The sequence below is a fragment of the Streptococcus sp. k-402 genome, assembly GCF_013277515.1.
Classification (GTDB): Bacteria; Bacillota; Bacilli; order Lactobacillales; family Streptococcaceae; genus Streptococcus.
In genome coordinates this window covers 99,203-121,671 of the sequence record NZ_VMNB01000005.1, presented here as the reverse complement: position 1 = coordinate 121,671, position 22,469 = coordinate 99,203, and the positions used below count along the sequence as shown (strand labels likewise).

Below are 22,469 nucleotides of genomic sequence, written 5' to 3'. Positions count from 1 at the left end.
GATAGAGGAACTAGAGCCATTTGAATCTAGGAAACAAGCCTTAGATAGAACTAAAGTTCATCAAGGCGCTGTTGACGACGAGTCAAATGAGCTATCGTTTCTCTATTATCTCTTGATTTCTTCCATGACATAAGCCTCAATCACATCATCAGTCTTGATATCATTGTAGCCATCGATCATCAATCCACCTTCACGACCGTTTGTAACTTCTTTAACGTCGTCTTTGTAGTGTTTCAAGCTTGCAAGTTCACCGTCATAGATAACGACACCGTCACGGATAACACGGACTTTAGAGTCACGGGTAACCTTACCGTTGATAACCATGAATCCACCGATAGTTCCCACTTTAGACACCTTGAAGGTTTCACGGATAACTGCTTCACCGATAACTTTTTCTTCAAATTCTGGATCAAGCATCCCTTTCATAGCTTCTTCCATCTCTTCGATAACCTTGTAGATAATACTGTGGAGACGGATTTCCACATCGTCAGCTTCTGCTTGTTGACGAGCTTGTGGTGTAGGGCGTACATTGAAACCAACGATAAAGGCATTTGAAGCTTCAGCAAGGGTCACGTCTGATTCGTTGATAGCACCAACCGCTGAGTGAACGATGGTAACTTTAACACCTTCCACATCGATTTTCTGAAGTGATGCAGAAAGGGCTTCAACTGAACCTTGTACATCGGCCTTGATAATAACGTTAACTGATTTGAGTTCACCAGCTTTAAGGGTATCAAAGAGGTTTTCAAGGCTGACACGTTGGGTAGCTTGACGTTGCTTCATAAGGGCACGTTTGGCACGTTCTTCACCAGCTGCACGCGCAGATTTTTCATCTTCGTAAACAGCAAAGTGGTCACCTGCCATTGGCGCTTCGTTCAAACCTGTGATTGAAACTGGTGTTGATGGCCCTGCAACCTTAACACGACGACCAAGGTCATTGGTCATGGCACGGACACGACCGAAGGTATTTCCGACAACGATTGGGTCTTGGACATTCAAGGTACCTTGTTGAACAAGAAGGGTTGCGACCGCACCTTTTCCTTTATCCAAGCGTGCTTCGATAACTGTACCGATCGCACGAACTGTTGGGTCTGCTTTAAGTTCTTGGATTTCAGCCACAAGAAGGACTGTTTCCAACAATTCTTCGATGTTTTGGTTGAATTTAGCTGAGATTTCAACAAATTCAGAATCTCCACCCCAAGCGGTTGACATGACACCATGCTCTGCCAATTCACCGATAACACGTTCTGGGTTGGCACCTGGTTTATCAATCTTGTTAATGGCTACGATGATTGGAACGTTGGCTGCTTTTGAGTGGTTGATGGCTTCAATTGTCTGAGGCATAACCCCGTCATCTGCCGCTACGACCAGGATAGTAATATCGGTAACAGATGCACCGCGCGCACGCATAGATGTAAAGGCCGCGTGTCCTGGTGTATCAAGGAAGGTAATCTTCTTGCCATTTTCCACGATTTGGTAGGCACCGATATGCTGAGTGATACCACCTGCTTCACCTGTCGCAACGCGAGAGTTACGAAGGGTATCCAAAAGAGTTGTTTTACCATGGTCAACGTGTCCCATGATGGTTACAACTGGTGGACGCTCAACCAATTCATCTTCATTGAGATAACCATCTTCGACAAAGAAACGTTCGATGTCGGCATTATCCACTTCAACCTTTTGTTTAGCTTCAATACCATAATCCACCATGAGGAGTTCGATGGTTTCTCCATCCAAGGATTGGTTTTGTGTGGCCATGACACCCATCATAAAGAGTTTCTTAACGATTTCAGCTGGTTCACGTTTGATACGTTTTGCGATTTCCGCAACGGTCATACCATCTGTATACTCAAATTCTGTTGGCAATTCATGGAATTTACGCTCTGTAACAGGTTTTGGAGTCTGATTACGGTTGTTCTTGTTATTGCCTTTTTTGTTCTTTTTGTTGTTATTCCAGTTACTATTCTTTTGATTTCTCACTTGATTTTGACTACTTCGATTCTTTTGTTGTTTTCTAGGACCATCTTCTTCGTGATCATAATCGTCACGATTTTTGTCTGGTCGAGCTTGTTTTTTACGACGTGTATCCACTGCAGGTTCTTTTTTCTCAGGGACGACTTCAACCACTGCTTGAACTTGCTGTGCTTGTTGCGCTTGTTCAGCTAACTTAGCCGCTTCTTCAAAGATTTCCTCTGGTTCCTTGCGTTTATTAGCTTGAGCCAAGGCTTCTTTAGCAGCCTGATACTGCTTGAAGCGTTCCTCGCTTGAACGTGCGTACTCTGCATTTTGCTCTGCTTTTAGGGCTGCTGCACGGGCTTTAAAGTCAACACGTGGAGCCGCTTGATTTGGACGTTTGTCCCCTTGTTGACGGCGCTCATTTCCACGATTTTGCTGACCTTGCTGTTTCTTAGCTTGGTCATTAAAGCGACGATTGTCGCGGTTGCCTTGACCTTGTTTTCCACCATTGCGACCGTCGTTTTTCTGACGGTTCCCGTTTTGTTGTTGGTCACGGTTATTGCCCTTATTTTGCTTGCGTCGTTCTGCCTGCTCTTTGGCACGGGCTTCACGCTCAGCCTTGAAATTACGGCTTTGTGGTTTAGCCGCTACTTTTTCTGTTTTCGGAGCGACTGGCTCAGCTGGTTTTGCCTCTTCCTTGGCTACAGCTGGTTTTACTGGTTCAGACTTTTCGGCTTTCTTTTCTGCACTTGCTTTTGGGGCTGCAGGTTTTGCCTCTTCCTTGGCTACAGCTGGTTTAGCTGGCTCAGATTTTTCGGCTTTCTTTTCTGTACTTGCTTTTGGTGCTGCAGGTTTTGCTTCTGCTTTCGGAGCAGCTGCAGGCTTAAAGCTGGCAGCGATTTTTGCAGCGACAGCTTCTTCCACACTTGATGAGTGGCTTTTCACATCCAAGCCCAACTCTTTTGCACGCGCTACAACTTCCTTACTTTCTTTTCCAAGTTCTTTTGCGATTTCGTACAATCTTTTCTTAGACAAATCATGTCCTCCTCTTCTATTCCATAAGAGACCTCATTTTCTTTGTAAATCCAGCATCTGTCACAGCCAAAACCTTTCTTGATTTTCCGACTGCTATGCTTAATTCCAGTGTTGAAAACACGGTTACAATTTCTACTTGATAATAATGACTTTTATCTTGAATCTTCTTGGTCAGATTGGGTCCAGCATCATGGGCTAGAAAGACCAACTTGGCCTTGCCGTCTTGAATGGCCTTGACCACCAATTCTTCACCCGATATAATCCGCCCTGCTCGCTGAGCAAGTCCCAAGAGATTGCTTATCTTTTGCTTATTCAAGTCCTAACTCTCTTCTTTTCACTTTGTGATCCACATAAGCGATCAACTCGTCATAAAAGCTTTCTTCAACTTCCATGCTAAAGCTACGGTTAAAGACCTTCTTCTTTTTCGCCTCTAGGGCTTCTGCATTGTCTAGTTTGATATAAGCGCCACGGCCATTGGCCTTGCCTGTCGGATCAATAAAGACTTGTCCTTCCTTGTTTTTGACAATGCGGAGCAAATCTCGCTTATCAATCACTTCGTTAGACACGACAGACTTGCGCAAAGGGATTTTTCTCGTTTTCATCTTTCCCTCCTCTAGCAGCTTTTATTCTTCTACAGTATCGTTTTCTGCTTCCAAATCTACCAAACCAGCTTCTTCCATGGCTTCAAATTCACTAGCAGACTTGATATCGATACGGTAACCAGTCAAGTGAGCCGCCAAGCGAACGTTTTGCCCACGACGACCGATAGCAAGAGAAAGCTTGTTATCAGGAACAACCACCAAGGCACGTTTGCTGTCGTTTTCATCAAAGATAACTTGGTCAACCTCAGCAGGAGCGATGGCATTGTAGATAAATTCAGCTGGATCTGCTACCCACTCGATAACATCAATATTTTCTTCGATTGGTACCATGCGGTCATTTTTAGCATCGTAGCGAGCTGGATGGAACTTGCTAGTAATCTTCTTGATATTAGCACCACCACGTCCAACGATTGTACCGATAGCGTCCACGTTTGGATTATGACTGCGAACGGCAACCTTAGTACGGTCACCAGCTTCACGGGCCACGCTCATGATTTCAACAGTTCCATCATAAACTTCTGGAATTTCTTGCTCCATCAAACGTTTGATCATTTCTGGATGGCTACGGCTAACAAAGACGTTGACACCGCGAGGGTTGTCTTCAACCTTGTAGACATACACTTCGATACGATCATGAGAAGCAAAAACTTCACCAGGAATTTGGTCTTGTTTTGACAATTGGGCTTCGATACTGCCAAGGTTGACATAGATAAAGCGGTTGTCAAAGCGTTCTACCGTACCAGACATGATTTCTTGTTCATGTTCTTTGTAAGTATTGTAAGTAATGGCACGTGTTTGCTTGCGCATTTTTTCCATGATGGTTTGTTTGGCAGATTGGGCTGCCACACGACCAAACTCACCTGGTGCTTCTTCAAATTTAATCTTGTCACCAAGCTCGTAAGCTGAGTTAATGGCAAGAGCATCTTTTAAGCTGATTTCCAAACGACTATCAAATACTTCATCAACCACTTCACGAACAGTATAAACTGTAAAGTCACCTGTTTTTTCGTTGAAATCAATAGCTACACTGTCTGATTGACCATAGCGTCTGCGATAAGCGGAACGAAGCGACTCTACTACTGCGTCGATGATATCTTCTTTTTTGATTCCCTTGTCTTCTTCCAAAATGCGGAAGGCCTCTAGCATTTCTTTACTCATGTTTTCTTCACTTTTGAATCCTCAAAAGCTATCCTTTCTTTTTCTATAATTTAACTGCTAAACGTGCTTTTGATACTAAACTGTATGGAATTTGGACGGTTTTCTTACGCGTCTTGTCCATATATTCCATAGTCAACTCGTCCTCTTCGAAGGCCAACAAGGTTCCTTCAAAGACCTTTTGCTTATCGATGGCTTGGTAGAGCCCGACATGGATGTATTTCCCAATCGCTCCAGCGACGGCATCCTTGGTTTTCAAAGGACGTTCCAAGCCTGGACTAGTGATTTCTAGGAAATATTGTTCTGGGAAGGGATCTGGCTTGATGGTGTCTAGGACAGGACTGATAATTTCTGTCAAGTCCGCTGTATCGTTCAAGGTAATTCCTTCAGGTTTATCTACAAAAATACTGAGAATCATGTCACTGCCAATCTTTCCATACTCGATATCCACGAGTTCGAAAGGCGCTTGGATGACAGGTTCTACAACTTCTCTGACTAATTCTATGATTGTTGCGATTGCGTCCACCTCCTCATAAGCAAGAGGCGAAGATATTTCCCCGCCTCACTTTTCATATTCTTACTCTTAGTATAGCACGTTTGCTAACTTATGTAAAGCAAAAGCACTTATACAGCCTGATTTCAGGCTTTTTCTTAAAATTCTGCCTCAACTCGGTAGATAACTTGCCCCTTGTTGGAGAATTTTTGCTCATATTCTGTCATGACATTGCCTTCAAAATCACTGGCATGTAAATCAAGCCAAACACCATTGAGCTTCATGCCATACTGAGAAAAGCTCACTAGGCTGTACTCAAACAAGCCACGGTTATCCGTCTTGAAATGAATTTCTCCATTTTCAGGCAAGATGCGCTTGAAGGTATCCAAGAAGGTTTTGTAGGTCAAACGACGCTTTTCATGGCGTTTTTTCGGCCAAGGATCTGAAAAGTTCAGATACAAGCGATCAATCTCACCGTCTTCAAAGTAGTCAGTCAAGTCAGAACCATCCACCCACAAGAGCTTGATATTAGGAACTCCAACTTCAAGCACCTTGTCCAAAGCGTAGCTCAAAACAGACTTTTGAATATCAATCCCGATATAGTTGATATCAGGGTTTTGCTTGGCCATACCTGAAACAAAGACACCCTTTCCACTTCCAACTTCCACATGAATGGGCTTGTCATTGCCAAACAAGTCCCGCCATTTCCCCTTGGCTTCCAAGGGATTGAGGACCACATACTGGGGATTTGCCTCTAGTAATTCTGTCGCCCCTTTACGATTTCTAACTCTCATCTTCTCTTTCCATACTTGTCTCGGAAGTGACGCAGGCCATGAATCTCCCGATTAACATTTTCTAAATCTTGGTTCATATAATACTTGGAAATCTGGCTCAAATAAGACAATTGACCGTACCAATACAATTTACTTAATACCGTTTGATTGTACTTGTAACCGTAGTAGGTCAACCATTCCTTCCACTGATGTTCTGGAATATAATGGCAGAGCATATGGGCCACATCAAACATGCGGTCGGTCAAGCGAACCGAATCCCAATCTACCAAATAAATCAAGCCACTATCTGTCTCAATCCAATTACTATGTCGTACATCTCCATGGACAATGGTCGCATAGTCCTCTCTAAATCCTGGAATAGTCTGACGTAAATCAGCCATCACTTCACTGATAAAATGATTTTTACGCAAAGCATCTGGAGCCGTTTCTTGCCAAGACTGTAGTAAATCTACAGGTGTTTCCATGGCATAGCCCAAACGACTCAACTGTGTCATCAACGGACGTGAGCGATGCAGACGAGTCAAAATATTGACGATTTGTTTACGATTCATATCATAGGGGGTCAATATCTTGCCTGTCAACCATTCTTGAGCACACATATCACGCCCATCTGCCAAACGGCGACTCCATAATAATTGTGGAGCAATTTGTTCTCTAGCTAGACCAGGTAGGATTGGAGAGGTGTTCATTTTTACAAAGATACGCTTCCCATCAGGATAGCTACCCATATAAGCCTTGCCACTTTTCCCAGGTATGGGAGTCAGTGTTAGCTCATTATCACCCAAATCCATTTCTTTCCTCCGTATAAAGTTTCCTTACTATTCTACTAGTTTTTGGCCTATTCGTCAACCGCTCCACACCCGATTCTCAAAGAAAAGCCTCTGGATTGGCTTGGGTATCATTATAGAAAGAAAAAGGCAAGCACCGTCTTCTGCTTACCTTTCATGATTTTTATAAATAATATAAGAGTGGCCAAGCATTGTAAAACATGTGAACTAGAGTAGAAACCCATAGGTTTTGGCTCTTTTTATAAGCAAAGCCCAGCAACAAGCCCCCAAGTAGATAAAAAATAAACGAAGGGACATTAGAAGGACCATGCATAAAAGAAAAGAGAGAGGAAGTTAGCACAAGCCCTAACCAAGAATTGTCAAAAACCGCACCTTGAAGAAGTCCTCTGAAAATGAGTTCCTCCTGGATGGGGCCAAAAACTGAGGAAGTCAAAATCAAAGACAGGGAAATTCCTCTGCTGACTTCCGCCAAGTGTTGAACTCCTGCGCCAGAAGAAATAGCAAAGAAATGAATATAAACCAGCGTCTCAAGTACACTTAGAAGAAAGATTACAATGAACAGCAAAAGTTCTTTCCTGCTTAACATCCCAAAAGAAATCATTTCAAACTTTCTAGCATAAGTAACACTCACCAAAGTTACAAGAAGACTTACAATAATCAGTGCAGGCTCATTTTGAAAAAAATCCCCATGGTTAATCGTATAAGGAACTGTAATGACGATTATTAGTACTAAAAATCCAAAGCACAAGGCATGAAATTTATCAAAAAACTCCATCAAATTATCCTCCTCAACAAACTTCCCTACAAGTCATCCTTTAACTCTAGTCTTTCCAAAACAAACCATTTGAGTAACCAAAATCCGACCACATAACCACCCCCTAAAAAGATAGCCATTAAAGATAGCATGGGGTTTAGGAAATAAAAGGCCATAACAGATACAAAGGTTAGCACAAAAACATTAAAGGTAATGGTGTCAGAAGCCAAGACCAGAATATAAGGAGTCAACCAGTCTAAGGTTTTGGAATCTAGGAAAAATAAGTGTTTATACATGGTAACCTCCTCTATGGCTGAAAAGCAAGACTTTTGTTTTTTTACCCCAAGACCCTATGTAAAAAAGTGAGCAAAAATGGTAAGTTTGCGATGATATTATTAACAATATGAATCGAATAAGAAGGATAGATACTCTTCGTATAACGTGTTAGACAGGCAAATAGACAGCCCACTGCCGTATAGACAAGAATATCTGCGAAACTTGGCAAGCTAGAAAAGTGGGGCAAGGCAAATAAGAATGACGGAAAGAGAAGATCCAGCCCCCACCTCGAATTCTTAAAGAAGGCATGTTGAAGCAGTCCTCTACACACCAATTCTTCCATCAGAGGTCCTAGTACGATTAAGGTTAGGTAAACACCAAACTCCGCAAAATTGGTCTCACTATAGGCAATAAACAAATTCCAACCTTCGTTCGTCCCCTGAACGTGTTTAGCTGTCAGATAGTTAAAACAGATAAGCACAACAGCTGCTAACACCGTCAGGACGGAATAGCTCAACCACTTTTTTCTAGGGATACGAAAGAGATAAGCATGGCCCGACCTAACCAAAATCCAAATCATCAAGCAGATAAAGAGAAGGCTGATGATGTTTCGAATCCAGATAATATTTCCTACCCAAGACGAGAACTCCCAATAATTGCTCCAAAATTGGGTCGTCCAAGACAGTCCGAAAAACAGAAACAAATAAGAAAGAATTGCACTCGTTTTGAAAAGAATAGGGTGTTTTTTCATAGAATTCCTCCTACTATCTACAAGACAGGATGGCTCGCCTTGTCAGGCTCTATTACTGCAAGATTAAGAAGACAGCTTGTTCTTTTTAAGGCTAACCTGACTACTAGATAATAGATACATTAAGGCATTAAAGACAATGAAAATATGTCCATAGAATAAAATCAACCTCGCATCCAAACCAAGATAAAGTTTGACCATCAAAAAGATGAGCAAAAGAATTTGAAACCATAAGGTTTTTCCAAAAATAAATTTAAAGCGGTTTCGAATGTCTACTTCCTTGATTTTTACCGCCACCCCTTTATTAGCAAGAAGGAAAATGCCTGCTTCAAATAATCCACTGTAGAGAACAAGCCACCCAATCGATACATTAGAGATTTGTAAAAATGTCCCTAAAAGAATATTCAACACACTACTCAAGAAAATAACAAGAAATAATCTATATTTCATTTTAAATACCTCCATTCACTTATTTCACGGACAGTTTAATAGAGCCTTCTAATCAAAGATTCTGTCAGAAGAAGAAGGCAAGCTACTTTTTATAATACTTCAAGCCCCAAATGAGCAAAAGCATGATAAGCAAGCAGAGAATAGCGCCAATATAGGCAATTAGTTGTTGGTAAGATTCTCCTGCTGTGATACCTCTATACAAACAAATGATAGACATAAAACCTGTCAAACCGATATACATAAGTTGATTGGTTCTAGGACTAACCAAATCATCATCTTCAAACTCTCTTATCCTCATCTCCCTAGTGAGGTAAACAGTAACCAAAATAGAGGCCAAGTTAATAACCACTAAAAGAAATTGGAAAACCAATGAAAAATTTAAAAACTGACGAGATAGAAATAGATAAGTAGAGACAAGCAAGGGCAACTGACCTAGGAACAATCTCGTAAGGAAGATGTTCCGTTTTTTAGCAAGAAAAGCTTTCATTTCTTTGCTCCTTTCTTTTTAGTTAAAGCAAAATAGATCACAACCGCAATCATATAGGCTATGGTATAAAATAGATGATACCAAATACTCTCCCTAAGCGGATAAAGAAGGGTAGACATGATCAGATATAGAACGAAAATAATCAGTATTTTTTTCTTCATAAAATTTCCTCCTAAATGTATGCTTTATCTTAGTTTAGCTACAACCTTTACACTGCTAGTATAGCACTCATTTTATCCTTGGAACACTCACATCATAAATGGTCATCAAAACATCTTGAATTGTAAAAAATTAAAAAAGCAAGCATGGAAAACATACTTGCCATTTACACCATATTGATACCAACTTAATTTGTAGATTTTTTATCCTGCTATCACATATCATTTTAACAGGCGAAACAATATTAAAGAAACTCCCCTGTAGATTAAACTAGCGATAAAAAATCTCTTTATCTAATTAGATCTATCTTTATTCTTCTTTGGAGATTTTAAAAATTTTTCCCTAATTAAAGAAGTAATAAAAGAAACAAACATACCAACAACAAAAACAATAAGAAAACTTTTGAAATCCATAATTACCTCCAAGTACAGCTCCTCTACATACAAGCTCAAGCCTTTAAGCAACCATAATAGCCAATTGTAACGTTGTTTTTGCATTCACGAGGAATACCTCTTTTTACTTTCGTCCTATTACAACCTTAATAAGGCTAGTATACTACTATTTTTTAAAATTTTCCATCCAAATCACAAACGGTCATCAAAACATCTTGAATTGTTAAAAATAAAAAAAGCAAGCATGAAAAACATACTTGCCCTGGGGAACTTGACAATGTGAAAATACAAAATAGAAAACTACTCACCCTCACTTCCGTATGTTCTCATATATTCTCATGATCGCAACAAGGATAGCAGCTGTTCCACTTGCCAAAGCGATAAGGGTAATGATAATGTTGAGAATTTCAGGCGTACTCCCTATTCTGTTGACAAGACGGAGTAGAGATATAACTGCCAACTGAATCAGGAGTATTGATTCTACTCTTATCAATGAAGTCAGTTGGTTTTCAACTGCATATAAAAAGACTGGTAACATAACACAGGCTATAGCAATCACAAACAGGTTGCTCCCTGTTCCTTCTCCCTTATTCACCACGGAAATCATGAGAAGATTCGATGCTATAATCAACGTAGAACAGATGATAAAAAAGGATTTCTTATTCATATAGGGTACCTCATATACTATGGCATTTTAATTGATGGCTACAGGCGGTACTTCTTTCCACAGATCTTCTAATCATCAACTGACATCGAGTGAACTGTTAAAACCTGACGAAAGACTTGATTTTGACAGGTGGTATTTAGACTGGTATTAGGATGGCTTTCCACAATTTTCATAACAGTATAGAGACCAACTCCTCTCTCTTCCCCTTTAGAACTGGCTCCAAAGGAGAAAATCTCAGAAATATCTATGCCCTCTTCTTTGATGGAATTTTCAATGATAAAGGTCTCCTGTGCTCCATTTTTTAAAAAGGCGATTGAAACATGAGGTTGACTGGCCTCTGCACTGGCTTCAATAGCATTGTCACAAAGGATGGACACAATGGTTAGAAAATCAAGTAGACTCATCCCCTCGACCTGAATCTCCTCAGGAACTTCGACATTAAAGACAATCTTCTTATCTCTAGCTTTTAGAAATTTCCCTGCTAGAAGACTTTTGAGGGCACGGTCCCGAATATTTACCAATCTGCCAAGGTCATATTTGTTGTCCTGCAATTTCTGACTAGAATCCTTTAAGACCGAGTCGTAGACCTCTTTTATCTGCTCCATATCCTCCTCTTCAATGCCCAGACGTAAACTGGTCAAGAGGTTGGTGTAGTCATGGCGAAAACTCCGGACTTCCTTGTAAAGTTCCTCTATATGCCGACTATAGCGTTCCATATCTCTGTAGCGCAAGGCCTGTTCTTGGTCCAATCTCTCATGGAGTTTGTCCTTCAAATAGGTATCTAGCTTCTTGATAATACCCATAAAAAAGAGTAGGTAAAAGACTAGGATGAGATGGCGAACAGTCGTTGATTGAATACCTTGTTCATATTCAAAGAAAGACAGACTTTGCATCACTAGATAGTAAGCCCCCATTATCCAGTTAATCGTAGTCAGGGACTTTTGAAAACCTTTATCGAGAGTCTCCCTTCTCAAACTAGTAAAATCATAGTCTAACCATTTCAAAAAGGCTAGAGAAATAAAGCAAATGAAAATTTTTATACATAACCAAATAAAAGAGCGGTCATCATACACATGCCCTTGCCCCAAAAATGGAATCACAAAATAGGAGACTACCCTGAAAAAAAGATTCACCAACATCATTGGGAAGAGACCATAAAAGAAGAGTAGTTTTTTAGGAAGCCCTCTTAACAATAAGAAAGATAAACCAATGCCGTACAAGGGTTCCATAAAATAAGTTAGGTAAGTATTTCCTACTATATAGCTAATCGTTACAAAAACAACTGCTAAAAGTAGCTTAAAAAGAAAGGACTTAAAAACTCTCTCCAGAGTTAGAACAATTCCATCCACCTTAAAAAATATAAACAATTCCAATCCAGATATCAAAAACACATATACTATCTTCCAAACTAATTCCATTCCAGCACCTCACTCAATGTAAGTTATTGATGGCCTCAGACACTTCTCTGACCTTATAACGCGCAATCATACAGCTTCCTCCATTGGGAAAGAAAAGGAGTTTCTCTTTCTTATCCAAACGAACTACATTGGCAGGATTAATGAGAAAAGAGCGATGGCACTGCAAGAGACGGGGCTCCTGCTTGAAAACCTCCTCTAAACTCGCTGTAAATTCCAACCTGTCTGTCTTGGTATAGAGAATAACACGATGGGCTCTGGGCGACGTTTCGAGATAGTAGACCTCTTTAAAAGGATACTGGAATTGAGCAAATTTTGATTTAAAGTAAAAGCAATCTTCCGCCAGACTTTTACTATCCTGACTATTGGCATAGAGGAGGGCTGTCTCGATCCGAGATTCAAACTCCTCTGCCGAAAGGGCCTTATCAATGTAGTCCAAAGCTGACACCTGGTAGCGAAAGGACAGGGGCATAAACTCCGAGTGAGTCGTCACAAAGACGATGAGAGCATAAGGATCCCTATCCCGAATCTTTCTAGCCACTTCCAGACCCTTCATCTCCTCATTTCGAATCTCAATATCCAAAAAGAATAGATGATGGGCCCCCTTCTCATGCACTTCAGCCAGCAGTTGCTCTGGTTTGCCAAAAACTTCAAAAGAGCTGGGAGTGATGTGATGTTCTTTCAAGAGTTTCTCAATGGTCGTTTCAATCCTAGTCTGTTGGGAAAAATCATCTTCTAAAACAAATATTCTCATCTTCTTACTCTCCTTGTTTCGATTTCTTCCTAAAAAGAGAATAGCAAAAATACTATGATACAAGCCAACCAAATCCTAAACAGGCCTTTAATGCTCCTGAAGGGTAGCTTGTTCCTCAAATAAGCATGATAATCTTACCACTATTTTATCATAAAATCTTAACAGTACCATTCAGGAAATTTCAAGGACAATTAAAGATTTTATGGTTGAAAAGGAGATAAAAGTGATAGACTGACAGTATCAAAACACAGTTGCTAGAAACAAGACTAGCACCCAGATTAGAGGAGGAATTCTCATGACAGATACAGACCCTATCAAAAGAGCTCAAACCTTGATTACTGACTTAAACAAAACCTACCAAGCATGCAAACAGGCAAGCGCTGACGACGTCCGCTTTCAGGAGCAATTAGACTCTATTCTTGGTTTTCTAGCCAAGGCTGAGACAGTGGATAATCGAGTCTTGATTGAACTGGAAAAATTCTACCAGACTTCCAGTCTTCTCATGGGACTCAGCGCCCTCAATCCAGATGCTCCAACTCGCGCCGCTTGGCGGGCCTATGACCGCTTCCACTTTGACCAAGTCAAGACCAAGTTGAGTCTCTACGGACCAACCATTATCCTGTAGAAAATAAAAGAAGCTGAGACAAACTGAACTCAACTTCTTTTTTAGTGTCATATAGGCAAGATTAATCCAGCATCTGACGTTTTACTTGATAAGGTAAGTACAAGACTAGTAAAACCAAACCTGCACCCAGCAAGGCTAGAAGGGCTAGTTTTTCTTGGAAGGTAATCAACCCAACAACTAATTCCACAAGTAAAACAAAACTGGTCAATCCTCGGACTACAGCCTGCAAGCCTTTTTCCTTTTGCCCCTTGTCTAGTGGAAAGAGTTGGGTCAAATACTGGTAGTCAAAGGCATGATAGAGGGCCAGCAACTGGAAGAGCAAGAGGTAGTTAAAGAGAACTACCACTGCTGTCGCAATCCAAGCTTGCTCGATAAAGACCTGCGCCAGTATGGAAAGCAAGAGCAGACGGAGACTGAGGGCAAAGAGGTCTCCATTTCGCAGATAAGAACGCAGATAGAGATTTTGCCAAATCTTCCCAGGCACCTTCTGAACAGCCTTTAGGATAAAGTCCAGATAAGCACGACGCTTGACGCTGTTTGAAAGCCCCTTGACCTGCGTAAAGAGGGCAAAGAAACGAAGCAAGACTTGCTTACGCTTGCTTTCTTGGGAAATGACATAGTCCCAGTCCAGTCCAGTTTCCGTGAAAAATTTGCTGGCCTTTTGACGAAAGAGGAAATATTTACCTACTCCCAATAAAAGCACATAGACCAGAAAAACAGGCAAGCCATAGCCCATTGCTAAAAATAAAGGCGCAAATAACAGCAAGAAAAGGGTCTGGACAAAGAGCCAAAAGACTAGGGAAATGCCAGTTTGACGCTTGAGATGGAGCTTGATTTCCTCTTCTCCAACCAAGAGAAAGAGCTTGTCTGGAGCCTCCATATAGGTGGCAATTCCTCCCCAAAGCAACAGTAAAACAGAGGTAATTCCTACAAACAAAAGGATAGGCCAATGATTTTCAGGAAAATCTTGCAAGAGTTGACTGTACTGGTAGGCTAGAAATCCCAGCAGAACAAGCAGGAACAAGACAAAGTGGTCATTGAGAACATAGCGCAGATAACCAAGACACTCCTTACGAAAAGCCTGCTTTCTCTTTAAAAACAAGTCTCTCATAGCTCCTCCTCTTTGGTCAGAGCCAAGTAAATATCATTCAAACTAGCCTCAGGCATATCAAAGGCTTCGCGCAGTTGCAGGAGATTTCCCTTGGCACGCACCTCTCCCTTGTGAAGAATGACAAAGGCATCACACATCTTCTCCGCCGAATCCAGCACGTGGGTACTCATGAGAATGGACTTGCCCTTTTGCTTTTCCACTTCCAAAAGCTGAATCAAGTCTGCAATAGCTAGCGGATCCAGACCAAGGAAGGGCTCATCCACTATGAAAAGACTTGGATCCACCACAAAAGCACAGATAATCATGACCTTCTGCTTCATCCCTTTTGAAAAATGAACAGGAAACCAGTCCAATTTCTGGTCCAGACGGAACATTTTTAACAAAGGTTCCACTCGATCAAAAGCCACTTTCTGCTCAATACCATAAGCCATAGCAACCGTTTCGATATGCTCTCTGAGGGTCAAGTCCTCATACAGGCTGGGCGTTTCTGGAATGTAGCCAATCTGCTTGCGGTAACTTGTCGCATCTTCTTGCAGGGTCAAGTCATTGATATTGATAGAGCCACTATAAGGTGTCAACAGACCGATAATCTCATTGATAGTCGTCGATTTCCCAGCACCATTGAGACCAATCAAACCGACCAACTGTCCACTTTCAACGGTAAAAGACACATCTTTCAAAACAGGAACATGAACATAGCCACCTGTCAGGTTTTTAATTTCTAACATATTTTCTCCAAATCTGGTATAATGTAGCTATATTATATCAAAATTCAATACAGTAGAGGTAGATTTTATGTCAGATTGCATTTTTTGTAAAATCATCGCAGGGGAAATTCCTGCTTCAAAAGTATATGAAGATGAGCAGGTTCTTGCCTTTCTTGATATCTCTCAAGTGACACCAGGACATACCTTGGTCGTACCTAAAAAGCACTATCGCAATCTTTTGGAAATGGATGCTACTAGCGCCAGCCAACTCTTTGCCCAAGTACCAAAAGTAGCTCAAAAAGTCATGAAAGCTACCAAGGCTACTGGTATGAATATCATTGCCAACTGTGAAGAAATCGCAGGGCAAACCGTCTTTCATACCCACGTTCACCTCGTGCCTCGCTACAGTGCGGACGATGACCTCAAGATTGATTTTATTGCCCACGAACCAGACTTTGACAAACTTGCTCAAGTCGCTGAAACTATCAAAAACGCCTAAGGAGTTGCCATGAAATTATCCAACCTACTGCTATTTGCAGGAGCTGCAGCTGGAAGTTATTTGGTCACAAAAAATCGCCAAACCATCACAGATGAAGTCTTGAATACCACTGACCGCGTTCAATCTATCAAGGATGATGTGGATATTATCCAAAACAGCCTACAAATCATTGACCAGCAAAAAGAACTCATCAAGGAATACCAAGAAGACCTGACTTACAAGTTTAAGGTCTTGGAAAAGGATATCCAGACTAGACTAGCTGTTATCAAAGAAACACAGGAAACTGAAGATAAGTAAAAAGAGCCCAACGGCTCTTTTTAAAACGTAAACAAGTTATATTTCATCAACTATACATCATAATTTAGGCAGCTCATTCACCATTTCACAACTAAATCGAAGACTTTCCGCCGTAATGAAAACACCTGAAACAGTTTGGTTTTAGGTGTCCAGAAACTTTGAGACCTAGGCTCAAAATTTAGGTACGGAACTTCGAAGAAGGTCGCTACCGTCCGTCATTACTTAAGGAAAGTCTTAAAAAATCTATAAACAAAAAAGAGCCACTCGGCTCTTTTTGCTTTATTCTCCTTCAAAGGCATCTTTAATATGGTCAAAGAAGCCCTTTTTCTTTGGATTGACTTTTAAATCACCAGCAGCTGCGAATTCTTTCAAGGCTGCTTTTTGGCGGTCGTTCAAGCCTGTCGGTGTTACGACATTAACAGTAACGTATTGGTCACCAACTGCACCACCACGAAGACTCGGAGCTCCCTTGCCACGTAAACGGAATTTCTTACCAGTCTGAGTTCCCTCTGGTATAACCAATTCAACATCACCGTGAACAGTTGGAATATCTACTGTGTCACCAAGAGCTGCTTGGACAAAGTTGAGGTTGAGATTGTAGAAGATAGTGGTTCCTTCACGTTCAAACTTATCACTAGCTTCCACAGAAACCACCACATACAAGTCACCATAAGGTCCACCGTTAAAGCCTGCTTCACCTTGACCTGCTAGGCGAATTTGTTGACCAGTTTCCACACCAGCAGGGATTTTTACATGTACACTATGGGCTTGTTTTTCATGACCTGTTCCGTGACAAGTTGTACATGGATCTTTGATTTCTTTTCCGCGACCATGACAGACATCACAGGTTACTTGGCGACGCATCATACCAAGCGGAGTCTGCGTATCGACGTTAATGACACCAGCGCCATGACAGCGTCCACAAGTAACTGGACTTGTTCCTGGTTTAGCACCTGAGCCATTACATGTACGACAGCTTGCTTCACGGTTGTACTTGACTTCTTTTTCAGCTCCAAAAATAGCTTCTTCAAAAGTCAAATTCACACGATACTGGAGGTCATCCCCCTGACGAGGAGCATTTGGATTGCGTGAAGCACCGCCTCCGCCGAAGAAACTTGAGAAGATATCTTCAAAACCACCGAAGCCTCCTGCCCCATTGAAACCGCCAGCTCCACCACCAAAGCCTCCAAAGCCACCGTTGGCTCCAGCAGCACCATATTGGTCATAGGCAGCACGTTTTTGGTCGTCACTCAAAGTCTCATAGGCTTCCTGAACTTCCTTGTACTTTTCCTCAGCACCAGGCTCCTTGTTGATATCTGGGTGGTATTTTTTCGAAAGCTTACGATAAGCCTTTTTGATCTCGTCTGCCGAAGCGTTTTTTGACACCCCCAGACGATCATAAAATTCAGTATTGTTCATACAAGATACCAAGACCGTAAAATTCGACTGAAAAATAGGAAATCTGACGCTGGAGCGATGCTCCTAGACAGATTTATCTTTTTTCCGAGAATTTAGGTCGGGTTCAATTCCCTGAACACCTTTGTTCCTTTCTATTGATATTTTGAATCAAACCTCGATTTAGGTCAGGTTCAATTCCTTTCTGTTATATTGAGTAAGAAATTTGGGAACCCGTGTTCAGTCACGAACACCTTTGTTCCTTTCTATAATTTTCATGTAAATCTTTAGAGGATGTTTTCTATACTCTGCTTCACTTCATCAAACTCTTTGTCCGATAGAGTAAATATCAAATCCTCTTCAGCATACTCGTTCTGTTCTTTAAAATAGTTGTCCGTATTCTCTGCCAACCCTAAACCGAAAATCACTTTTCTTGCAAACTCTTGATGTGCAAAACCGATAGCCGTAATGATTTGTTTATCTTGGACAAGAACTTTCGGTTGGAAATTCTCACGTGGAAGAAATTTAAAATAGTCAAAGAAGTTTTGCCAAATTCCACCTGTAAATTTCGTGTCGTTCAACAAGCCTGATTTCGCCAATAAAAGGGGCGCTGAAGAAATGGCTGCAATTAGGATATCTTGCTCATTAAGACTTCTCAAAAACGAGATCAATCTCTCATCTTGTAGAGCAGGACCTATATTTACCATTCCTGGCAAAATCACACAAGAATAATCTTCTATACGGATCTGATCCAATGTTTTCGTCGGTTGACAGGACAAACCATCCTCAGAGACCACCATCGAATTCTCAGAAGCGACATAATCAATCGTGATATCAAAAGACAGAGCTAAAGTACTTGTTAAAGCGGTTATCTCATAAAGAGAAAAATTAGGATAAATGATACAAAGTACTTTTTTCATACGCAACATCCTCTATTTTATCGAAAAACAGAGGCTGGGTTGCAACCTCTGGATTTCTTCTTATCATTACGACGCTCGAGTTTTAAAAATCAAACTAGTAATGCTAAATTGAGCACGCCCTAACCTCTTGGTGAAAAAGATAAATCTTTCTAGAAACTAAAGTTTCTACGTAAGATTTCCTATTTTCACTGTGAGGTTTTAACGGGCTTTGCATCTTATTTTTCAGTAAACTCTCCATCTACGACGTCATCGCCTGCGTTTCCTGTTGCTTGTGCGCCTTCTGCTCCTGCTTGAGCTTGTTGAGCTGCTGCAGCTTGTTCATAGAGTTTCACAGCAAGTCCTTGAGCTTTTTCGTTCAACGCTTCAAGTTTTGCTTTCATGTCGTCCAAGTTGTTGTCTTCTTGAGCTTTCTTAAGGTCATCAAGGGCAGCTTGGGCAGCATCACGTTCTGCGTCGAAACCTTTTCCTTCAGTTTCCTTGATAGTCTTTTCAGTTGCGAAGATTGCTTGGTCTACTTCGTTACGAAGGTCCACTTCTTCTTTACGTTTCTTATCTGCTTCAGCATTAGCTTCTGCATCTTTCATCATGCGGTCAATTTCTTCGTCAGTCAAGCCTGAGTTTGATTGGATGACAATTGTTTGTTCTTTTTGAGTTCCAAGGTCTTTAGCCTTAACAGAAACGATACCGTTCTTGTCAATGTCAAATGTTACTTCGATTTGAGGAATTCCACGAGGTGCAGCTGGGATATCTGTCAATTGGAAACGTCCAAGAGTCTTGTTATCTGCTGCCATTGGGCGTTCACCTTGAAGAACATGGATATCAACGGCTGGTTGGTTGTCTGCAGCAGTTGAGAAGACTTGTGATTTAGATGTTGGAATTGTTGTGTTACGGTCGATGAGTTTTGTGAAGACACCACCCATTGTTTCGATACCAAGTGACAATGGTGTTACATCAAGAAGGACAACGTCTTTAACATCACCAGTGATAACACCACCTTGGATGGCAGCACCCATAGCAACTACTTCGTCAGGGTTTACTGATTTGTTTGGTTCTTTACCAGTTTCAGCTTTAACAGCTTCTACAACGGCTGGGATACGAGTTGAACCACCAACAAGGATAACTTCGTCGATTTCTGACAAACTCAAACCTGCATCTGAAAGGGCTTGACGAACTGGAACTTTTGTACGTTCTACAAGGTCACGAGTCAAATCGTCAAATTTCGCACGAGTCAAGGTCATTTCCAAGTGAAGAGGTCCAGCTTCACCAGCAGTGATAAATGGCAAGCTGATTTGAGTTGAAGTTACACCAGAAAGGTCTTTCTTCGCTTTTTCAGCTGCATCTTTCAAACGTTGCATTGCCATCTTGTCAGTAGACAAGTCAATACCGTTTTCTTTCTTGAATTCTGCTACCAAGTGGTCGATGATTTTTTGGTCAAAGTCATCACCACCAAGTTTGTTGTCCCCTGCAGTTGACAATACATCGAAGACACCGTCACCCAATTCAAGGATAGAGACGTCAAATGTACCACCACCAAGGTCGAATACCAAGATTTTTTCTTCTTTATCAGTCTTGTCCAAACCGTAAGCAAGAGCGGCTGCAGTTGGTTCATTGACGATACGTTCTACTTCAAGACCAGCGATTTTACCAGCGTCTTTGGTTGCTTGACGTTGAGCATCGTTGAAGTAAGCTGGAACTGTGATAACTGCTTTAGTTACTTTTTCACCAAGGTAGTCTTCAGCGTAGCCTTTCAAGTATTGAAGAATCATAGCTGAAATTTCTTGTGGAGTGTATTCTTTTCCGTTAGCAGAAACTTTTTCAGAAGTTCCCATTTTAGATTTGATAGAGATGACTGTATCTGGATTTGTAACTGCTTGACGTTTTGCAGCATCACCAACGATGATTTCGCCGTTTTTGAATGAGACTACAGATGGAGTTGTGCGGTTTCCTTCTGGGTTTGCGATGATTTTGCTTTCAGTTCCTTCAAGAACTGCAACTGCTGAGTTTGTTGTACCTAAGTCAATACCGATAATTTTAGACATGTGTTTTCTCCTTAAATTTTATATTCTATTTTTCTTTTTGATACTCTTCTTAAGTGGCGGCGCCGTCAGAGCTTGACTTCGTCAATCTCTTTGACTAAACTTTGAGCCTAAGGTCTCAAAGTTTGCGCAAATAGCGCCACGGCGAAGAGTATCGTCTTTGGTTCGCTTCGCTCACTATTGCAAAGCCAAATATATTTTATCTTTCTTCATAGTTTATTGTCGTTTCGGACAAGTTTTTTTTAAGCTATCTAGCCTAGTTGTAAACCACTACCATAGCCGGTCTTAGGATGCGGTCATGGAGTTTGTAGCCTTTTTGGAAAACTTGGGCGATGGTATCTGCTGGGTGTTCATCGTCTGCTGGGAGAGTTTGGATGGCCATATGGTAGTTATGGTCAAATTCACCGTCAGCTGCAATTTCTTCGATTCCTTCTTCTTTCAAAGCGTGAATCAAGCTTTCTTGCACCATTTCCAAGCCCTTCTTCACATCATCTGTCAAACCTTCAACGGCGAGTGCACGCTCAAGGTTGTCCAAAGAAGGGAGAATTGCTTTGGCTAAGTCCTGGCTACGATAACGTTGCAAGTTTTGACGCTCTTCATTGGCACGGCGTTGGATATTTTGCATTTCTGCATGAGCGCGAAGGTATTTGTTTTCGAACTCATCTGCACGTTCATTTGCCAAGTCCAACTCTGACTTCTCAGGAGTTGTTTCTTCTACCGTTTCCACAACTTCCTCTTCTTGGACTTCTTCTACTTCTTCATTTTTTATATCTTGGGCCATTTTCGCCTCCTTTAATGATTTCAATCTTAATGTACTTCGTAATGATTACTGCTGAGGTAGCGGTAAAAATCTGTCAACTTCATAGTCAAAACACGATTGACTACATTAACTTGGTTGATTAGCTGTTGGTAATCCAGATTAACTGGACCGATAATGGCTAGAATTCCAACTCCCCGATAAGGAATTAGGAACTTGCTACTAATCACAGCTAGGTCAGCTAGACAGGACTCTTGACTGTCTGCAACACGGACATTTTGCATCTGATCTTCACGCAGTCCCTCACGAATCTCCAAGGCCACCTTTTGCGGTTGGTCAAAGAACTGATAAGCTGCCAGATTGGCAAAATTCAAGAGATTAATCTTGCCCGCCACCACAATGTTTTCGTTGAACATTTCCTTAAAGATATGTTCAAAGAGATCGATAACATTGTCCGTTGTTGTAAAGTAACGCTGGATAATCTGCGGAATCTCCGTCCGAATCTTGTAGTGAATATCTAGAACGGTGTGACCGAGGAAACGTTCCTGAATGATGCTCTTCAGTTTCAGCAAATCCTCCTGCAAGAAGTTCCTTGGAATCAGAAACTGACTGGTAACCGTTCGAGACTCGTCTAGGGTGAATACTGCCAAGGCTGTATGTTGGCCCAAAACAACGATATCAAAGGCTGTCAAACGTTGCCTGCTCGGCTCAACATCCAATGCTACTACCGTACAGCCACTCAAGTCTGTCAGTAGGTTAGCAGCCTCTTGCAGAATATCCTCCAATTTGAAGAATTCCTGATCAAAGGCTTTGACAATCTCATAAACCTCATTTTCAGCCAGTCGGTCAAAATCCAGTGAGTGTTTCACATAGTACTGAAAACCAGCAACACTTGGCATCCGACCACTTGAAGTATGAGCTTTCTCAAGCAAACCTTGCTTTTCTAAAGCCGCCATGTCATTACGAATGGTTGCACTGCTAGAGTTAATAGACTCTTGCAGGGCTTTGGATCCGACAGGTTCGTGCGTTTTGGTAAAGATGTCAATAATCAGATTTAAAATATCCTGCTGACGCTCTGTAACCATCTCATCACTCCTTTCTGTCTGATCGATTAGCACTCGATACGCTCAAGTGCTAACTCATGATTCTATTATACACCCTTAAAAGAGAATGTCAAGACAAAAACTCAAAAAATTA

At 41.3% G+C, this 22,469-nt stretch carries 26 protein-coding genes; 3 read left to right on the top strand and 23 right to left on the bottom strand.

The window, feature by feature from the left end; translation table 11 throughout:
- Positions 1-105 precede the first annotated feature (105 nt).
- The 16 genes from infB to HT724_RS04840 form a co-directional block, all read right to left on the bottom strand.
- Entirely contained in the window at positions 106-2,991 is a 2,886-nt protein-coding gene (gene infB / locus HT724_RS04915) for a translation initiation factor IF-2 (protein WP_173275344.1), read from the bottom strand.
- Positions 2,992-3,007: 16 nt separating this feature from the next.
- The gene (locus HT724_RS04910; protein WP_001041390.1) at positions 3,008-3,307 is read right to left on the bottom strand and encodes a YlxQ-related RNA-binding protein; all 300 of its coding nucleotides are present in this window, start codon (positions 3,305-3,307) and stop codon (positions 3,008-3,010) included.
- Positions 3,300-3,593, bottom strand: coding sequence for a YlxR family protein (locus HT724_RS04905; protein ID WP_000857562.1), 294 nt, complete (start codon positions 3,591-3,593; stop codon positions 3,300-3,302). The genes HT724_RS04910 and HT724_RS04905 overlap by 8 nt, the downstream gene beginning before the upstream one ends.
- Positions 3,594-3,614: 21 nt before the next feature.
- Positions 3,615-4,751, bottom strand: coding sequence for a transcription termination factor NusA (nusA, locus tag HT724_RS04900; RefSeq protein ID WP_173275341.1), 1,137 nt, complete (start codon positions 4,749-4,751; stop codon positions 3,615-3,617).
- A 43-nt stretch (positions 4,752-4,794) separates the two neighbouring features.
- Positions 4,795-5,274 carry a ribosome maturation factor RimP gene (gene rimP / locus HT724_RS04895; RefSeq protein WP_173275339.1) on the bottom strand — a complete coding sequence of 160 codons (480 nt, stop codon included), beginning with the start codon at positions 5,272-5,274 and terminating at the stop codon, positions 4,795-4,797.
- Between the two features lie 125 nt (positions 5,275-5,399).
- Positions 5,400-6,035 carry a tRNA (guanosine(46)-N7)-methyltransferase TrmB gene (trmB, locus tag HT724_RS04890; RefSeq protein WP_173275337.1) on the bottom strand — a complete coding sequence of 212 codons (636 nt, stop codon included), beginning with the start codon at positions 6,033-6,035 and terminating at the stop codon, positions 5,400-5,402.
- Complete coding sequence (locus HT724_RS04885) at positions 6,032-6,826, bottom strand: phosphotransferase family protein (protein ID WP_000363006.1); 795 nt, start codon at positions 6,824-6,826, stop codon at positions 6,032-6,034. Before HT724_RS04885 ends, trmB begins: the two co-directional genes overlap by 4 nt.
- Positions 6,827-6,986: 160 nt before the next feature.
- A complete protein-coding gene (locus HT724_RS04880) occupies positions 6,987-7,598 on the bottom strand; it encodes a type II CAAX endopeptidase family protein (protein WP_173275335.1) in 612 nt (203 codons plus the stop codon).
- A gap of 26 nt (positions 7,599-7,624) precedes the next feature.
- The gene (blpZ, locus tag HT724_RS04875) at positions 7,625-7,873 is read right to left on the bottom strand and encodes an immunity protein BlpZ (RefSeq protein ID WP_173275332.1); all 249 of its coding nucleotides are present in this window, start codon (positions 7,871-7,873) and stop codon (positions 7,625-7,627) included.
- A 41-nt stretch (positions 7,874-7,914) separates the two neighbouring features.
- Complete coding sequence (locus tag HT724_RS04870) at positions 7,915-8,604, bottom strand: CPBP family intramembrane glutamic endopeptidase (RefSeq protein WP_000716527.1); 690 nt, start codon at positions 8,602-8,604, stop codon at positions 7,915-7,917.
- 63 nt (positions 8,605-8,667) lie between these two features.
- Positions 8,668-9,051: a hypothetical protein gene (locus tag HT724_RS04865; protein WP_000877393.1), complete on the bottom strand. Its 384-nt coding sequence runs from the start codon at positions 9,049-9,051 to the stop codon at positions 8,668-8,670.
- 82 nt (positions 9,052-9,133) lie between these two features.
- Positions 9,134-9,538, bottom strand: a complete 405-nt coding sequence (locus HT724_RS04860; protein ID WP_000642960.1) for a hypothetical protein — start codon at positions 9,536-9,538, stop codon at positions 9,134-9,136.
- 452 nt (positions 9,539-9,990) lie between these two features.
- The gene (locus HT724_RS04855; RefSeq protein ID WP_004269601.1) at positions 9,991-10,110 is read right to left on the bottom strand and encodes a PncF family bacteriocin immunity protein; all 120 of its coding nucleotides are present in this window, start codon (positions 10,108-10,110) and stop codon (positions 9,991-9,993) included.
- A 289-nt stretch (positions 10,111-10,399) separates the two neighbouring features.
- Positions 10,400-10,756 carry a hypothetical protein gene (locus tag HT724_RS04850; RefSeq protein WP_001036312.1) on the bottom strand — a complete coding sequence of 119 codons (357 nt, stop codon included), beginning with the start codon at positions 10,754-10,756 and terminating at the stop codon, positions 10,400-10,402.
- Positions 10,757-10,824: 68 nt separating this feature from the next.
- Positions 10,825-12,174, bottom strand: a complete 1,350-nt coding sequence (locus HT724_RS04845) for a sensor histidine kinase (RefSeq protein ID WP_004269600.1) — start codon at positions 12,172-12,174, stop codon at positions 10,825-10,827.
- Positions 12,175-12,187: 13 nt separating this feature from the next.
- Entirely contained in the window at positions 12,188-12,925 is a 738-nt protein-coding gene (locus HT724_RS04840; protein ID WP_001219150.1) for a response regulator transcription factor, read from the bottom strand.
- A gap of 295 nt (positions 12,926-13,220) precedes the next feature.
- On the opposite strand from HT724_RS04840, the gene HT724_RS04835 reads away from it, so the two are divergent.
- On the top strand, positions 13,221-13,550 hold the full coding sequence (locus HT724_RS04835; protein ID WP_173253706.1) for a helicase BlpT: 330 nt from the start codon (positions 13,221-13,223) through the stop codon (positions 13,548-13,550).
- Positions 13,551-13,611: 61 nt separating this feature from the next.
- On the opposite strand, the gene HT724_RS04830 is transcribed toward HT724_RS04835, so the two are convergent.
- On the bottom strand, positions 13,612-14,661 hold the full coding sequence (locus HT724_RS04830) for an ABC transporter permease (protein WP_173253707.1): 1,050 nt from the start codon (positions 14,659-14,661) through the stop codon (positions 13,612-13,614).
- The gene (locus tag HT724_RS04825) at positions 14,658-15,389 is read right to left on the bottom strand and encodes an ABC transporter ATP-binding protein (RefSeq protein WP_173275329.1); all 732 of its coding nucleotides are present in this window, start codon (positions 15,387-15,389) and stop codon (positions 14,658-14,660) included. Before HT724_RS04825 ends, HT724_RS04830 begins: the two co-directional genes overlap by 4 nt.
- A 67-nt stretch (positions 15,390-15,456) precedes the next feature.
- On the opposite strand from HT724_RS04825, the gene HT724_RS04820 reads away from it, so the two are divergent.
- Together HT724_RS04820 and HT724_RS04815 are read left to right on the top strand one after the other, a co-directional pair.
- Positions 15,457-15,867 carry an HIT family protein gene (locus HT724_RS04820; protein ID WP_173253709.1) on the top strand — a complete coding sequence of 137 codons (411 nt, stop codon included), beginning with the start codon at positions 15,457-15,459 and terminating at the stop codon, positions 15,865-15,867.
- A gap of 9 nt (positions 15,868-15,876) precedes the next feature.
- Positions 15,877-16,164 carry a hypothetical protein gene (locus tag HT724_RS04815; RefSeq protein WP_173275326.1) on the top strand — a complete coding sequence of 96 codons (288 nt, stop codon included), beginning with the start codon at positions 15,877-15,879 and terminating at the stop codon, positions 16,162-16,164.
- Between the two features lie 279 nt (positions 16,165-16,443).
- Here HT724_RS04815 and dnaJ read toward each other — a convergent pair whose 3' ends face one another.
- From dnaJ to hrcA, 5 genes are all read right to left on the bottom strand, one after another.
- Entirely contained in the window at positions 16,444-17,583 is a 1,140-nt protein-coding gene (gene dnaJ / locus HT724_RS04810; RefSeq protein WP_050275809.1) for a molecular chaperone DnaJ, read from the bottom strand.
- 263 nt (positions 17,584-17,846) lie between these two features.
- Positions 17,847-18,479 carry a DJ-1/PfpI family protein gene (locus HT724_RS04805; RefSeq protein WP_173275324.1) on the bottom strand — a complete coding sequence of 211 codons (633 nt, stop codon included), beginning with the start codon at positions 18,477-18,479 and terminating at the stop codon, positions 17,847-17,849.
- 215 nt (positions 18,480-18,694) lie between these two features.
- Positions 18,695-20,518, bottom strand: coding sequence for a molecular chaperone DnaK (dnaK, locus tag HT724_RS04800; RefSeq protein WP_000034661.1), 1,824 nt, complete (start codon positions 20,516-20,518; stop codon positions 18,695-18,697).
- Positions 20,519-20,771: 253 nt separating this feature from the next.
- The gene (grpE, locus tag HT724_RS04795) at positions 20,772-21,296 is read right to left on the bottom strand and encodes a nucleotide exchange factor GrpE (RefSeq protein WP_000046038.1); all 525 of its coding nucleotides are present in this window, start codon (positions 21,294-21,296) and stop codon (positions 20,772-20,774) included.
- A 26-nt stretch (positions 21,297-21,322) separates the two neighbouring features.
- Positions 21,323-22,357: a heat-inducible transcriptional repressor HrcA gene (hrcA, locus tag HT724_RS04790; protein WP_173275321.1), complete on the bottom strand. Its 1,035-nt coding sequence runs from the start codon at positions 22,355-22,357 to the stop codon at positions 21,323-21,325.
- Between the last annotated feature and the right edge of the window lie 112 nt (positions 22,358-22,469).

Bases quoted from the DNA above. Each gene is read 5' to 3' on its own strand.
- HT724_RS04905 (WP_000857562.1), bottom strand. From the start codon at position 3,593: ATGAAAACGAGAAAAATCCCTTTGCGCAAGTCTGTCGTGTCTAACGAA.
- nusA (WP_173275341.1), bottom strand. From the start codon at position 4,751: ATGAGTAAAGAAATGCTAGAGGCCTTCCGCATTTTGGAAGAAGACAAG.
- trmB (WP_173275337.1), bottom strand. From the start codon at position 6,035: ATGAGAGTTAGAAATCGTAAAGGGGCGACAGAATTACTAGAGGCAAAT.
- HT724_RS04885 (WP_000363006.1), bottom strand. From the start codon at position 6,826: ATGGATTTGGGTGATAATGAGCTAACACTGACTCCCATACCTGGGAAA.
- HT724_RS04880 (WP_173275335.1), bottom strand. From the start codon at position 7,598: ATGGAGTTTTTTGATAAATTTCATGCCTTGTGCTTTGGATTTTTAGTA.
- blpZ (WP_173275332.1), bottom strand. From the start codon at position 7,873: ATGTATAAACACTTATTTTTCCTAGATTCCAAAACCTTAGACTGGTTG.
- HT724_RS04870 (WP_000716527.1), bottom strand. From the start codon at position 8,604: ATGAAAAAACACCCTATTCTTTTCAAAACGAGTGCAATTCTTTCTTAT.
- HT724_RS04865 (WP_000877393.1), bottom strand. From the start codon at position 9,051: ATGAAATATAGATTATTTCTTGTTATTTTCTTGAGTAGTGTGTTGAAT.
- HT724_RS04860 (WP_000642960.1), bottom strand. From the start codon at position 9,538: ATGAAAGCTTTTCTTGCTAAAAAACGGAACATCTTCCTTACGAGATTG.
- HT724_RS04855 (WP_004269601.1), bottom strand. From the start codon at position 10,110: ATGGATTTCAAAAGTTTTCTTATTGTTTTTGTTGTTGGTATGTTTGTT.
- HT724_RS04850 (WP_001036312.1), bottom strand. From the start codon at position 10,756: ATGAATAAGAAATCCTTTTTTATCATCTGTTCTACGTTGATTATAGCA.
- HT724_RS04845 (WP_004269600.1), bottom strand. From the start codon at position 12,174: ATGGAATTAGTTTGGAAGATAGTATATGTGTTTTTGATATCTGGATTG.
- HT724_RS04840 (WP_001219150.1), bottom strand. From the start codon at position 12,925: ATGAGAATATTTGTTTTAGAAGATGATTTTTCCCAACAGACTAGGATT.
- HT724_RS04835 (WP_173253706.1), top strand. From the start codon at position 13,221: ATGACAGATACAGACCCTATCAAAAGAGCTCAAACCTTGATTACTGAC.
- HT724_RS04830 (WP_173253707.1), bottom strand. From the start codon at position 14,661: ATGAGAGACTTGTTTTTAAAGAGAAAGCAGGCTTTTCGTAAGGAGTGT.
- HT724_RS04825 (WP_173275329.1), bottom strand. From the start codon at position 15,389: ATGTTAGAAATTAAAAACCTGACAGGTGGCTATGTTCATGTTCCTGTT.
- HT724_RS04820 (WP_173253709.1), top strand. From the start codon at position 15,457: ATGTCAGATTGCATTTTTTGTAAAATCATCGCAGGGGAAATTCCTGCT.
- HT724_RS04815 (WP_173275326.1), top strand. From the start codon at position 15,877: ATGAAATTATCCAACCTACTGCTATTTGCAGGAGCTGCAGCTGGAAGT.
- dnaJ (WP_050275809.1), bottom strand. From the start codon at position 17,583: ATGAACAATACTGAATTTTATGATCGTCTGGGGGTGTCAAAAAACGCT.
- HT724_RS04805 (WP_173275324.1), bottom strand. From the start codon at position 18,479: ATGAAAAAAGTACTTTGTATCATTTATCCTAATTTTTCTCTTTATGAG.
- dnaK (WP_000034661.1), bottom strand. From the start codon at position 20,518: ATGTCTAAAATTATCGGTATTGACTTAGGTACAACAAACTCAGCAGTT.
- grpE (WP_000046038.1), bottom strand. From the start codon at position 21,296: ATGGCCCAAGATATAAAAAATGAAGAAGTAGAAGAAGTCCAAGAAGAG.
- hrcA (WP_173275321.1), bottom strand. From the start codon at position 22,357: ATGGTTACAGAGCGTCAGCAGGATATTTTAAATCTGATTATTGACATC.